This is a genomic window from Embleya sp. NPDC050154 (genome assembly GCF_044460165.1).
Taxonomy (GTDB): domain Bacteria; phylum Actinomycetota; class Actinomycetes; order Streptomycetales; family Streptomycetaceae; genus Embleya.
The window spans coordinates 137,555-150,571 of sequence record NZ_JBITJP010000007.1; the positions used below are offsets into that span (position 1 = coordinate 137,555).

At 68.9% G+C, this 13,017-nt stretch carries 10 protein-coding genes; 4 read left to right on the plus strand and 6 right to left on the minus strand.

Going from position 1 to position 13,017, the window contains the following annotated elements; all coding sequences use genetic code 11:
- The first annotated feature begins 130 nt into the window (after positions 1–130).
- Both ACIBSV_RS17125 and ACIBSV_RS17130 read left to right on the plus strand, forming a co-directional pair.
- Positions 131–865: a helix-turn-helix domain-containing protein gene (locus ACIBSV_RS17125; RefSeq protein WP_395863683.1), complete on the plus strand. Its 735-nt coding sequence runs from the start codon at positions 131–133 to the stop codon at positions 863–865.
- 270 nt (positions 866–1,135) lie between these two features.
- Positions 1,136–1,744, plus strand: coding sequence for a hypothetical protein (locus ACIBSV_RS17130; RefSeq protein WP_395863685.1), 609 nt, complete (start codon positions 1,136–1,138; stop codon positions 1,742–1,744).
- A gap of 136 nt (positions 1,745–1,880) precedes the next feature.
- Here the strand turns inward: ACIBSV_RS17130 and ACIBSV_RS17135 are convergent, their stop codons facing one another.
- The 3 genes from ACIBSV_RS17135 to ddaH all read right to left on the minus strand — a co-directional run bounded on the left by ACIBSV_RS17135 (position 1,881) and on the right by ddaH (position 5,157).
- On the minus strand, positions 1,881–2,756 hold the full coding sequence (locus ACIBSV_RS17135) for an anti-sigma factor family protein (RefSeq protein ID WP_395863687.1): 876 nt from the start codon (positions 2,754–2,756) through the stop codon (positions 1,881–1,883).
- The gene (locus ACIBSV_RS17140; protein WP_395863689.1) at positions 2,753–3,313 is read right to left on the minus strand and encodes a sigma-70 family RNA polymerase sigma factor; all 561 of its coding nucleotides are present in this window, start codon (positions 3,311–3,313) and stop codon (positions 2,753–2,755) included. The genes ACIBSV_RS17135 and ACIBSV_RS17140 overlap by 4 nt, the downstream gene beginning before the upstream one ends.
- Positions 3,314–4,311: 998 nt before the next feature.
- Positions 4,312–5,157: a dimethylargininase gene (gene ddaH / locus ACIBSV_RS17145; RefSeq protein ID WP_395863691.1), complete on the minus strand. Its 846-nt coding sequence runs from the start codon at positions 5,155–5,157 to the stop codon at positions 4,312–4,314.
- 1,703 nt (positions 5,158–6,860) lie between these two features.
- Between ddaH and ACIBSV_RS17150 the strand changes: the two genes are divergently transcribed.
- Positions 6,861–7,418, plus strand: a complete 558-nt coding sequence (locus ACIBSV_RS17150; RefSeq protein ID WP_395863693.1) for an LmbU family transcriptional regulator — start codon at positions 6,861–6,863, stop codon at positions 7,416–7,418.
- Positions 7,419–7,600: 182 nt separating this feature from the next.
- Here the strand turns inward: ACIBSV_RS17150 and ACIBSV_RS17155 are convergent, their stop codons facing one another.
- Positions 7,601–8,245: an FMN-binding negative transcriptional regulator gene (locus ACIBSV_RS17155; protein WP_395863695.1), complete on the minus strand. Its 645-nt coding sequence runs from the start codon at positions 8,243–8,245 to the stop codon at positions 7,601–7,603.
- 376 nt (positions 8,246–8,621) lie between these two features.
- Between ACIBSV_RS17155 and ACIBSV_RS17160 the strand changes: the two genes are divergently transcribed.
- Positions 8,622–9,971 carry a lysine N(6)-hydroxylase/L-ornithine N(5)-oxygenase family protein gene (locus tag ACIBSV_RS17160; RefSeq protein ID WP_395863697.1) on the plus strand — a complete coding sequence of 450 codons (1,350 nt, stop codon included), beginning with the start codon at positions 8,622–8,624 and terminating at the stop codon, positions 9,969–9,971.
- A gap of 86 nt (positions 9,972–10,057) precedes the next feature.
- On the opposite strand, the gene ACIBSV_RS17165 is transcribed toward ACIBSV_RS17160, so the two are convergent.
- Together ACIBSV_RS17165 and ACIBSV_RS17170 are read right to left on the minus strand one after the other, a co-directional pair.
- Entirely contained in the window at positions 10,058–10,945 is an 888-nt protein-coding gene (locus tag ACIBSV_RS17165) for an SAM-dependent methyltransferase (protein ID WP_395863699.1), read from the minus strand.
- A gap of 200 nt (positions 10,946–11,145) precedes the next feature.
- Positions 11,146–12,942, minus strand: a complete 1,797-nt coding sequence (locus ACIBSV_RS17170; RefSeq protein WP_395863701.1) for a CDGSH iron-sulfur domain-containing protein — start codon at positions 12,940–12,942, stop codon at positions 11,146–11,148.
- Positions 12,943–13,017: the final 75 nt, after the last annotated feature.

A 13,017-nucleotide genomic window follows, 5' to 3' on the forward strand; every position in this document is an offset into this window, starting at 1 on the left:
CGTCAAGGTTTTACAGGAGTAAACTCTCGGCGTAAAGACCCCCGAGCGGGGTGAATCCGAACCTTTATGGACCGCCCGGCGGGCCGCGATCGGTGCGAGGAAGCGGGGGAGGGCGGGTAGCGTGTCGCGCGTGCCAGCACATTCCGGAGAAGAGCCCGGTGAACATCGCGGTGAAGACCCGAGCCGCCCGCCCGGCTCCGAGCCCGAAGCCGAGCCCGCGCCGGCCACACCCGGGGACACTTCCGGCGATGCCGGCGGTGACACCGCCAAGGAGACCGGCAGGGACACCTCCAGCCGGATGTCCCGGGTCGGCCCGCGGCTGCGCGAACTGCGCCTGGCACAGGGGCTGACCCTGGTCCAGGTGGCCGGCGCCGCCGGCGTGACCAAGGGCTTCCTGAGCCTGGCCGAGCGCGGCAAGGCATCGGTGTCGGTACCGACCCTGCTGCGCATCTGCGACGCGGTCGGCACGAGCATCGCCGCCCTGTTCGACTATCCCGACCAGGACGTGGTGCGCAGCGGCATCGGTGCACCGCTGGAGATGGGCGGCATCGGGATCGAGGAGTTCCTGCTGACCCCGGCGGACGAGACCCATGTGCAGGTGATGCGTACCGTGCTGAGCCCTGGCGGCGGTTCCGGCGGCGCGTACACGCTGGAGGCCGAGACGGTGTTCGCGTACATGGTCCGCGGCAGCCTGGAACTGACCGTCGACGGCACCGTGCGACACCTGGGAGCGGGCGACTCGACCACGTTCTCCGCGCGGCTGGAACACGGATGGACGAATCCGGGCGAGATCGAGGCCGAGGTGTTGTGGTCGATCGCGCCGGCGCTGCCGCGACACGTGACGAAGCTGCGACCGCACCGTTAATCACCGGTTGCCGACCGGTTGCCGATCGGTGTCGATCGGGTGCGGACCCGGTGTGGCCGACTGTCCGACCGGTGGGGACCGCGAGCGGCTCCGATGTCCGTCGGATGTGGGCCACTTCGCCCGATTCCACATCGACGTCGGCGTCACGCCGCCGCCGGGGGTTTCTATGCTTGCCGCGTGACCGACCCCAATGACCTCGATGTCCGACCGGCGTTCTCGCCGTCCGCAGCCGCCTCTGCCCGGGGGGTGATGGCGCTAACCTGCGAGCGTGTGGCCGCGACATTGGCTTCGTACGAGCTGCGGGTACTGCCGTCGACCGTGGCCCAGTGGGAAGCCGGTACGGAGCGCCCGAACGAAGCCGAACTGCTCGCCCTCGCCAAGTCCTTGGTCGTTCCCGTGAGCCAACTCATGGGCGGCCGACCGACCAACCTCCAGGACCACCGGATCGCGGCCGGCCTCACCCGCGCCGAGCTCGCCAAGCGGGTCCGGATGAAGGAGCTCGGCTACACCCGACTCGAACGGGCGAACAAGTGGCGGGCCGACGAGGAGCGGACCGGCTTCCTGGTCCGCGCGCTCGGCCTGTCGATGCGCGACCTCGCCGAGGTGTCCGGGGTGGGCCCGGAACTGGAGACCCTGCTCGCCGAGGCCGTGGTGGGCCGCTGGAAGACCCAACTGCCGGACATCACCCGGCTGATCGGCATGCGCCGCAAACGCATCGGCGAAGTGCTCGAGGCGCTCAGCTCGGTCTTCCCGGAAGGAATGGACGTGGCCGACGTGCCGCGTGCCGCGGTGGTGGAGCGATTCTGGGGCCTGCTCGGCGACCCGGTCGCCGACCCCGGTGCCCCCGGGGTCTGGCTGCTGCAAGGCCGCTTCGCGTAACCCGCCCCGAACCGAACGGTCCTGATGTCTCGTCGGATTCGACGAGGCATCAGGACCGGGGTTCGTTCCGGCTCACCCGGTCACCCGGGCGCGCCCACCGCTTGTGCTCCCGCACGTCCCGCACGTGCCGCCCGAACTACACGGGCACGCTGACCAACGTCCCGCCGTCCGAGGTGCGCACGTCGAAACGGGCGAGTTGCTCCTTGGGCGTCCAGGTGCCGGTCTGCACCACCAGCGGCGCCTCCGAGCCCGGCACGCCGTAGCCCTTGGCCGGTACGCTCCAGCTCGAGATCTGCTGCTCCTTGCCGTTCTTGTCCACCGCGATCAGCGAACACCGCAGCGGACCGCGCACGTTCCGCAGTTCGAGCGCGAGGTTGGTGCCCCAGGCCTTGCCCTCCAGCGCGACCTGTGCGGCCGCGCCGGTGGTCGGATCGCTCGCCCGAACGCTCGTGCCGTTCTTGGTGATGGCCTTGATCGGGTCGAACGGCAGCTCCTGTGCCGAGGTGGACGAGTCGTCCTTGAGCCAGGTCCGCCCGGTGAGCACGCCCGCGCCCAGGCCGATCATGAGCAGGGCGACGCACGCGGCGACCAGCAGGGACCATCGGGGTCCGCGCCGGGCGGCTCGACGCGCGGCCAATTCGTCCACGGGGCCGGACCCGGCGGCCGGAGCGACGGTCGGCGCGGCGGTGGGTGCCGCAGGCGGAGCCGTCACCGGACTACCGGTCGGTTCCGAAACCGGCGTCAGGACCGGTCCGGGTGCCCGCGCGGCGTGCGCCGGCGGTGCGGCCGCGGCCGGCGCGGACGGTTCGGGCCGATCGCGCGGCTCCGGTAGTTCGTACACACCCTCGTCGCGCAGCTCGGTCAGCAGCGTGGCCATGCCGGAGAAGTCGGCCAGCTCGTCGAGACACCGGTCGCACGTGGCCAGGTGCTCCTCGAACGCGTCCCGGTCCGCCGGCTCCAGCAGGCCGAGGGCATACGCGGCGATATCCGCGTGTTCGGGTTGGACGCTCATGCCGACACCCCCCTCTCCTCCAGGACGACCCGCAGGGCGCGCAGCGCGTAGTACACGCGCGACTTCGCCGTACCCGCCGGGATGCCGAGTACGTCGGCCGCCTGATTGACAGTACGGTCGCGGAAGAACGTTTCGATCAAAATTTCCCGGTGCGATGTGGAGAGGGCGTCCAACGCGTCCCCGACCACCACCGAACGCAGCAGGCGATCGACCTCGTCGCCGGTGGGCAGCGCGGCCAACGGCTCGTCGCCGACCTCCGGCGGTCGGGCCGCGCGGGCCCGCTGTTCGTCGATGACGAGTCGGCGGGCGACGGTGACCAGCCACGGCAGCAGCGGCGCGGCGGGATCCAGCTTCGCGCGGTTGCGCCAGGCCCGGACCAGCACCTCCTGCACACTGTCCTCGGCGCGCTGGCGATCGCCGCCGTTCAGCCGCGAGACGACCGCGAGCAACGGCCGCGAGTACTCGCGATAGAGCATCGTGACGAACTTGGTCTCCTCGTCGGAGCCCGGCGGGTCGGAACCCGACGGGCTCGAACCCGGTACGTCCACATCGGACACCCCGACCGGCCTCCTCACCCCGTAGACGAGATCCGTATCCCGAAACAGGCAACACCCTAGGGGGCTCGTGTGGCTCGTTCGGCCCGGACCGGGGACCGGGTGGTCGGTGTGGGTCCGGTCGGCACCGATTTCGCACTGTTCGCCTGCTCGCGGGGACAGGATGGAGTCAATTCCCCCATCCAACGTGTTGGATGAGATTTCGGATGCGGTGGGGACTGAGGGACATGCCCTGGGTGGGCCCGCCGGTTCGGTGAGCCCACCTGGCGTGGCGGGCCGCTCGGATGCCGAGGGTCCGCGGAGAGTGGCAAGGGCGATCACGCGCGGCAGCCGGACGTGACCAGGGTCGTCCGTGCCCGTCATAAGTCGGGTATCGGTGCGGCGTGGTTGATCCGGGTGGCGGATCCCACCACCGTCGGATTCTGTGAGCCTCGGATTCCGGGGGTCCCAGGATTCCGGTGCGCGACATTCGGGGGGCGACATTCCGGGGATTCCCGGAGTGCTCGGTTTCCCGATGCCGACGTTTCCTCGACGGAGGTTCTCCGCGCCGAAGCCGGGAGGACGCACGCGCGTGCGGGATTCTTGCGGTGGCGGTCCATGGATGGGGACCGGCGATCGGCTTCGCCCGGGCGTCGATACGGGTATTCGGTGGACCCGTGCGCGGATCGGGCCGGGTCGGGCGCCGATCGAGTTCTCGATCCGCGTCCCGGGTAGCCGTTTTCGACCGAGCCCGAGCATACCCTCCGCCTGGAATACGGTGAACGGTGAACGGGAGCCCGGCGTCGTGGGTGCGCCTCCTCGCGGGGAATTCGGCGAATCGCGGAAAGCCGGGCACAGGTGCCTTCGCGACGATGCCCGGCCGGGCGGCCCGTCGGTACCGGCACCGACGAAGGGTGTCCCGTCGACGGGACTCAACCCGGACGAACCGTCCGCCGGGCGTGCGCAGTTCCCGCGCGGCGACCCCGCGGCACCGGCACCGCGCTCGCGCGCCGCCGGTTTGCTCAGCCGCGCAGTTCGAGCGTGCAGCACTTGGCGTTGCCGCCGGCCTTGAGCAGTTCGGTGAGGTCGATTCCGATCGGGACGAAGCCGCGCTCGCGCAGTTGCGAGCCGGCGAGCTCGACGGCCCGCTCCGGCATGAGTACGTGTCGCCCGTCGGACAGCGCGTTGAGCCCGAAGACGGCGGCGGTGGGTTCGTCGGCCTGGATCGCGTCCGGGAATCGCTCGGCCAGCAGGCGTTGGCTGTCCGGGGCGAACGCCTCGGGGTAGTACATGATCTCGCCCGGTCCGAGCACCGCGAGCGCGGTGTCCAGGTGGTAGAAGCGCGGGTCGACCAGGGTCAGGCCGACCACCGGGATGCCGAAGAACTCGCGGGCCTCGTCGTGCGCGCGCAGGTCGCTGCGGAAGCCGCAGCCGGCCAGGAGCTCGCTTCCGGTGTACAGGAAGTCGCCCTCGCCCTCGTTGATGTACTCGGCCTGGTGCACCTGCGACCAGCCGGCGGTGCGGAACCAGTCGAGGTATGCCGGGGCTTCGTCGGCGCGCTGCGCGTGGCGGAATCGCGCGACGAGCACCTTGCCGTCGATGACGGTCGCGCCATTGGCCGCGAACACCATGTCGGGCAGTCCGGGCACCGGCTCGATCAGCGCGACGTCGTGTCCGAGTGCCACGTAGGCGTCGTGGAGCTGCTTCCACTGGGCCAGGCCGGTGTCCGCCGAGGTGGGCACACTCGGATCCATCCACGGATTGATCGAATAGGTGACGTCGAAATAGGTCGGCCGGCACATCAGGAAACGTCGCGACCGAGCCGTACGGTTGTTGTTCGAGATTTGTTCAACGTTTGTCTGGGCCACCTTGATTCCCTTGTTCTCCGTGATTGTGTCCGGGGCGAAATCAATTCCGGTGCGAAACGGTGCGTTCCACCGGGTGAAAAACGGCGTGCGCATGATGCGCGCAGGCCGACAACGAGCGGGATTGCCGCCGACCGAAGCTAGCACGAGGTGTGGGCGCGTCTCGTCCCGTCGACGGGACAGCAGCGCCGACCTCCCGGTGCCACGAGAGCGCCATAGATATTCATCACTGGCGATCGATAATCGCAATTTCCGGTGCGCCGGTCCCGCGTAATGCCAACGATTCCGATGCCCGGCGCGGATGCAATTGCCCGGCGAGCATCGCGGGATCGAACCCACGCGGCAAATCGACGACCCGAGGTATGAGCTCGCGCCGGCCGCCGGGGTGGAGGGGCGGGGAGGTACCCGCGTCGGCCGATCGCCTCGCGCCGCCGCCGGTCTCCGACCGCGACGGCTCGAGTGCTGCCCGCGGCCGTCGCCGGGGCAGCCCGCGAACCGGCCCCGGGATCGGGGGAGTCGAGGCTGCGCGGGATCGACCCGGCTCGGTGGTGCCCGCGCCGGCGCATCGGATGTTCGATCTCGTGGCGCACGCGCCGCCGGCGGCCGGGCGACTCCGGCGAACGGGCCACCCGCACGAACCGCCCGCCGCCCCCGAACCCGCCGAGAAGGATGCCGGAACGTAGTCGGACTCAACCTCACAGCATCGAACCGCCGGCTCTCGACCCTGCTCCGGAGCACCCATCCACCCCGATCCCGCGTGGCCGAATCGCAGCGCTCGACGCGCCGCGACGGGTTGCCGATCCGGGTGCAGAGCGGGTCCTGGTGAAATCCATCCGGATGGCCGGAGGTATTCCGAGCCCGGCTTCGCTATGAATGCGCGGTGGCTTCCGGCTATCCATGCCGTTAGGACGGCGTCAAGACGCGTGAGTAGCCGAGCCGGAACAGATGAATACCTCTATAGTGACCGCCCCCGTGAAACCCGGCCGACTCGAACCCCGACCGGAACAGGGACCGACACCCCCGGTGTGTAGGCTCTTTTCCGTGGCCGGTCGAGGGCACGACATGGTTGGACGGTTATTTCTCGCCGGTGTCGGAATGGCGGGGCCGACTACCGAGCGGTTGCGCTCGGTGTCGCTCCGAAACAATTAGCGGCCGATTCCTTGATTTCCGGCAGTTGCTGGGATCTACTCGGGTAGGCCTTCGAAGAGAACCACTTTGAATGTGGATCTTCAGGTGTCGGCAGGGTGTGACGCCGACAGCCGCAACGCCAACGGGGATCTGTAAAGAGGCGAACGGGGCGAGTCGTTGATGCGCACATTCGTACATATGTCGACCTTGTCCGGCTGTGCGACCGCGATGGTCGTGCGGTATCGCCGCGCGCTTCCGAAGTCCGTGTCGCCGATCGCCCGACCGGGAGTGATCCGAGGGAGATCGGCGGAGTCGGCCGTGCGGGCACGGTGGACGATCGAATGCATATCGGATATGTCTGGCATACCCCCGTGGCAACGAGCTGCGCAGTAGCAGCAGCGAATGGCGCAAAATTCGCTTGTTCGAGCGTGCACTCACATGGAGGCATGGTGGCGAATCAAACCAGAAGTCACGAAAGTGCAAGGGATACACAACTTCGTTCGGGTCCCGGGATTGTGGCCCGACCGCGAAGGGTCGCCGGAGAGAATCCGCATTGCGGCCGTCTGCTCACGACGAAAGTGGGTCTGCAGATACCTGCAGATATCACCTTCGAGGACTGGGAGCAGGCCGGACGCAAGCTTTCCGGAATCTTGGATTCCTCTTCGTGGTGGCTCGGCGACTGGCTTGTGTATGGAAAGGACCATTACACAGACCTGTATCAACGAGGGATACGTGCCGCGGGATTAAGCTATCAGACGCTAAGGAATTATGCGTGGGTATCGCGACGATTCGAATTCGATCGCAGGCGGTCGGCTCTGAGTTTTCAGCATCATGCGGAGTTGGCCTCGCTTCCCGTTGCCGAACAGGAACTGTGGCTGGACCGTGCCGAACAGATGAAGTGGACCACCAAGCAGTTGCGCAACGCTATCCGAGATGCGCGGGCGGACGAAGTGCGCGACGGTCGTCAAACCGAGGTGACGCGCCGGCTCGCGGTGCCCGGTGATCGCATCCGCTGGTGGCACAAGGCCGCGGAACAATCGGGGATCGACTTCGAGCAATGGGTGCTCGCCACGCTCGACCACGCCGCCGAGCGGGTCCTGGAGGACGTCCAGGAGCAGGCCGGTGTGAGCGTGTGACGCTTCGGCGGTGCCGAAGCGGTGAGGCGGCAAGGCGGTAGGGCGGTAGGGAGTACGCCGGTATCGGCGTGCGGTAGGGCGACATCGCAGGATCCGAGTGGCTCGGGGCGACTCGGTCGGTGGCGACCTCGGGGCCCGTGCTCACGACCGAGCGCGGGCCCATCGGCGTGGTTTCGCCCGGGTCAGGGCAACCGGCTCATCATCGCGGCCGTCTCGCGATGCCGGGTGCACTCGCGCCCGTCGAACGAGCGCAGCACCCGGTCGCGTATCTCGGCCGGTTGCTCCTGGCTGAGCTTGAACATGCCGTCGGCCCGGGAGACCCGGATCCGGAACGCGCCCACGGCGGGCACGATCTTGCGGAAGTAGTCGACCGACTCGGACATGTCCCACGCGTTGCCGAACTCGTCCTCGAAGGCCCGCACGGTGGATTGCACGACGCCGAGGGTCTCCTCCAGCGAATCGATCTTGTCTACCGTGCCGCGGACGTGCACGGAGGTGAAATTCCAGGTGGGCGCGGCCGGGGTGGTCTCGTACACGGTCGGCGAGACGTACGCGTGCGGGCCGGTGAAGGTCAGCAGCACGGTGTCGCCGGTGGTCAGCGCGCCCCAATGCGGATTCGCCCGGTTCATGTGGCCCAGCAATGTCGCGCCGGACAGGTCATCGGTCCATTCGTCGGTCATCTCCGGGTCGGGAATGATCGGCAGATGCGTGGCGAAAGGGCCGTCCGTGGCGGTGCCGTTCAGCACCAGGAGTGCCAATGGATTTCTGCGGATCAGCTCGACCATCCACGAACCGTCCGGTTCGCGATACTGCTTGGGAACGAACATGCGGAACTCACCCTTTCGGTGACCTGGTGCGGCGCACGGCTCCACGCGAGGAAGCCGGCGGTCCGGGCGCGCGCGGGCACGGTCGCGTCGACGGTCGGACCGAAGTGTTGTCCCGTCGGCAGGACGGCGTACCCGGCTGTATTGCGGACCGAGCCCTTGAAAGGCGTGCCCGGCCCCCTTAAGTTGAAGCTGCGGTGCCCCCCGGCGCAATACCGAATGCGTTTCTCCCGGACGGCCGGTCGAGAGATATGGGATCATAGGGCACGTTCGACGAATTCCATCCCGAATCCACGACCGGCGTTTTCTACCGGTTCCGTGACGACTCGTCGAAGATACGGAAGTCCCTGTCGCCGCCACGCTAGCGGGAGAGTTTTCTATGGGCACTTTTGCACGCGAAATCTACGACGTGGTGGGCATCGGATTCGGCCCGTCCAATCTGTCGCTGGCCATTGCCTTGGACGAGTATCGAGCCGAGGCACCGGGTGATCGGGCCGAGCCGGCGGCGATGTTCTTCGAGCGACAGCCCGCGTTCGGCTGGCACCGCAATATGCTGTTGCCCGCGACGACCATGCAGATCTCCTTCATGAAGGATCTGGCGACCTTCCGCAATCCGGTGTCGCGATTCAGCTTCGTGTCGTATCTGCACGCCTCGGACCGGCTCGCACAGTTCGTCAACAATCAGGATTTCTTTCCGACCCGCCAGGAGTTCCACCAGTACCTGGAATGGGCCGCGACCGGCTTCACCGACCGGGTTCGCTACGGCTCGGAGGTCACCGGGATCCGGGTGCCGGCGGCGGCGAAGGCCGGGGCCGCGGCCGACCATGTGCAACTCGAGATCCGCAGCGGCTCCGCGACCAGGGTGGTCGACGCGCGCAACGTGGCCATCTCGACCGGCCTGGTACCGCGCATGCCCAAGGGCGTGCTGCGCGACGAACGGGTCTGGCACAGCTCGGAGTTCCTGGAAAAGTACAGCCGGATGAAGCCGTCCGACCTGAGGTCGGTGGCGGTGGTCGGCGCGGGGCAGAGCGCGGCCGAGATCACCCGGTTCCTCTACGACGAGCTGCCGGACGCGCAGGTGTTCTCGATCATCCCGTCCTACGGCTACTGCGTCGCGGACGACACCCCCTTCGCGAACCAGATCTTCGACCCGGGCGCGGTGGACACCTACTACTTCGGGACGGACCGCTCCAGAGAGGCGTTCTGGCACTACCACCGGAACACCAACTACTCGGTGGTCGACGACGAGGTGATCCGTGACCTGTACCGGCGTTCGTACGACGAAGAGGTGCGTGGCCTCCGGCGGTTGCACTTCCTCAACCTGACCCGGGTCGACCAGGTCAAGCGGGCCGGTGACGAGACGCGGGTGTCGCTGCTGTCGCTGCCGGCCGACGAGTCCCGGGAACTGGACGTGGACGCGATCGTGTTCGCCACCGGCTACGACGCCATGGAGCCGACCACGCTGCTCGGCGACCTGGACCGGCACTGCCTGCGCGACGAGACCGGCCGATACCGGGTGACTCGGGACTACCGGCTGGTCACCACGCCCGAACTGGCCTGTGGCATCTACCTCCAGGGCGGCACCGAACACACCCACGGGCTGACGTCGTCACTGCTGTCGAACATCGCGGTCCGCAGCGGTGAGATCGCCGAATCCATCATGAGCCGGCGCCCCGAGCCGGAACCGGAACCGCCACTTCCGTCGGTGGTCGCCGGGGAGACCGGGTGACCCCTCCACCCGACGAGCGGCCCGTCGGCACCGCCGGCGGGCCGCTCGTGCCCGGGGCCGGCCCCGGGTCGGTCGGACGGTGGCGGCTAGGACACGCCTTGGGGCTTGATGCCGACCGCGCCGTAGCCCCAGACGTTCTCGACCGTGTCGAGGGGGTGGTCCGGTTCGGCGTCGGGGTTCCAGTGGGTGCGCAGGCCGGGTTCGACCAGGTCGAACCCGGCGAACATGGCCAGGATGTCGTCGTATCGGCGCATGGTCATCTCGGCGGAGGCGTTCTTCCACCCGTCGGCGCCCTTGCGGCCCTGGTTCGGGTTGGCGTCGAAGGACGCGTGCGAGAGCAGGAGCATGCTGCCGGCGGGCAGGGCGTCGCGCAGCCGGGCGACGATCTCGTGCGGCTTCTCGTCGTCCCGGATGAAGTGCAGGATGGCGACCAGCATCAGCGCGACCGGCTCGCCGAAGTCGATCACCTCCAGCACCTCGGGCGCGGTCAGGATGTCCTCGGGCGCGCGCAGATCGGCCTGGGTGAAGGTGATCCGGCCCGGGCCGGCGTCGGTCATCAACGCCCGTCCGTGCACCAGCACGATCGGATCGTTGTCCACGTAGGCGACCCGGGCGTCCGGGGCGATCTCGTGGGCCGCCTCGTGGGTGTTGCCGGCCGTGGGGATGCCGGTGCCGATGTCCAGGAATTGGCGGATGCCGCGGCGTGCCGCGTAGCGCACCGCGCGGCGCAGGAAGAGCCGGTTGAGTTGCAGGGTGACCGGCAGATCGGGGATCGCGGCGACGATCGCGTCCGCCGTCGCGCGGTCGACCGCGAAGTTGTTCTTGCCGCCCAGCAGATAGTCGTAGATCCGGGCGGTGTGCGGGATGCTCGTGTCGATCCGAGCCGGCAGCCGACTCTCCACCTCGTCGAGTCGAGGCAACCGCCAGGCCTTCTCGTCGCCGTCCCCCGCGTTCCCCGCCGGTATGGATGTCACGTCCGCCTGCCTCCGCAGTACCGATTCCCTACGTTCGCCGACTGTACTGGGGGCATTCGTGGTTTGGGCCGGCGACGTAGGGCTGTCGAGGAATCGGTACACATCCGAAGTCGTCGGACAACCGACCGGCTCGTACCGGGAATCGGGTCGGTGCCGGCGGTCCGCGCCGTGACGCGGACCGCCGGCCGATGTCCGCCGAACTACTCGGGCTTGCCCTCGGCGACCCAGCGGGCGAACGCCTCCACCCGCTCCGCCGGCCAGGCGCCGTCACACGGCATCGTGCCCTGGCGCAGCCGGGCCAGGATCGCCTCGGCGTGCGTGCTGACGTCGGCGTGTGCCCACAGGTCGAACATGAAACTCATCGACTTGCGGTCCATCTCCCGGAACAAGGGCCTGATGTGCTCGTCGAAGCCGATCGGTTGATCCGCGGTCGGCAGGGACATGTCGGTCGTCTCCTGTTTCGGGGGTGGTGCCAGTGCCGACACCCGGGCGCCCGGGGTGGCGCCGCAGACCCACCACCAGCGCGGTACGGGCATGTGGGCCGGCGGGCGGGCGCCGGGTTGGGAGTTCTCCACCGCGATCCGCGAACCCCACTCGACGTAGCCGGCGAACGCGGCGCGGAACTCGGCGTCGGTGGGCAGGCCCGCGTCGTTCGCCGCGAGACTGATCAACTGCGCCCAGCGGGCTCGCCATTCCTCCTTGAGCGCCTTGCCGGCGTGCTCGCCGACCATGTGGTCGTAGCCGCCGTAGCGCTCGCTGTACAGCTTGGGACCGCCGAAGGTCTCGACCAGCCAGGCCGCCACCCGTTCCGGGTGATCCGGCGCCATCCGGGCGAACAGCGGTGCCAGCAGGGGGTCTTGCGGGACGTACTTGTCGTAGAAGATGTGCGTCATCCGGGTCAGCGCGGGCAGCCCGCCGGCCCATTCGTAGAGCGTGGGTTCGGCGGAGGGCGGCGGGTCGGCGAAGTCGACGTACCAGTGCATTCCGCTGCAGAACGGCTTGTTGCGCGAATGGCCGCACCGGCACAGGCTGTAGCGCTCGGTCGGCGCGCCCGGGCCGCGCGGCTCCGGTTCGCCGTCGGCGCCGACCAACGGGATGCCGCCGGTGACCCGGTACGGGCCGTTCAGCGATACCTCGATCGCCGGTTCGCGCTGCTGCGAGGGCGGTTCGTGCCCGTCGAGCAGGTAGTCCAGGGCGCCGGACGGGCAGGCCCGGACGGTCCGCACGATCTCGTCCATCCGGCCGCCGGACGGCGCCACGAACGGCTCCTCCTTCTGCCGGAACACCGAGGAGAGCCGGTCGGTGCACAGGCCCGAGTGCGCGCACAGGCCCCGGTTGTCGGTCACTTCGACCGGGTTGCCCGGGTGGGTGCGGCGCTCGTCGGGCACCCGGCCCGGATCCTTGGCACCGCTGAAGCCGATTCGGGCGTGGCTGCCGTCGCACAGCGGCTTGGTCGCCGACTCGCCGCAGCGGCACAGCGCGGTCTGCGGCAGCACCGGGATCGGTTCGCCGAGCCGGTCGGTGACGTGGGTCGCATTGGTGACCAGATACGGTCCGTCCGGCGCGACCTGGATGCGGGTCGGCAGTTCGCCCTGGATCTCGGCGAACTCGGCGACCAGGGCGGCCCGTTCGGCGTCACCGTCGGTGAACAGCCAGGCCAGGTGTTGCAGCGCCGCCGCGGCCTCGACCAGGCCGGTGGGCGGTTCGGGGCTGATCTGTGCGCGCAACCGGGTCACTTCCGAGGCGAGTTCCCGGACCGGGCCGACCGGATCCCAGTCGGTGTCGGCGGGAGCGCCGGCGGCGCGCGGCTCGCTCGGCTGAGGTCCGGCGGTATCCCCGCCCATCTCGATCAGCGCCTCGGTCATCGGCCGGAGCACGGTGTCGCGCAGCGGGTCGCCCGCGTCGGCGTCGGTCATCCGCCGGGTGAGTTCGCGGTCGAGGACACGTGCCCGGATCAGCAGCGACCGCAGCCGGGCCTGGGTCGGCGCGCCGGTCACGGCGTGCAACCGATGCGTCGGCCCGACGGGATGATGGGACGGTTGAACACGATGGTCACGCTCGCTACCCCTGTC

What these genes read in the sequence shown, in the direction of transcription:
- ACIBSV_RS17155 (WP_395863695.1), bottom strand. Translation starts at nt 8,245, where the DNA reads ATGTTCGTTCCCAAGCAGTATCGCGAACCGGACGGTTCGTGGATGGTC.
- ACIBSV_RS17135 (WP_395863687.1), bottom strand. Translation starts at nt 2,756, where the DNA reads ATGAGCGTCCAACCCGAACACGCGGATATCGCCGCGTATGCCCTCGGC.
- ACIBSV_RS17160 (WP_395863697.1), top strand. Translation starts at nt 8,622, where the DNA reads ATGGGCACTTTTGCACGCGAAATCTACGACGTGGTGGGCATCGGATTC.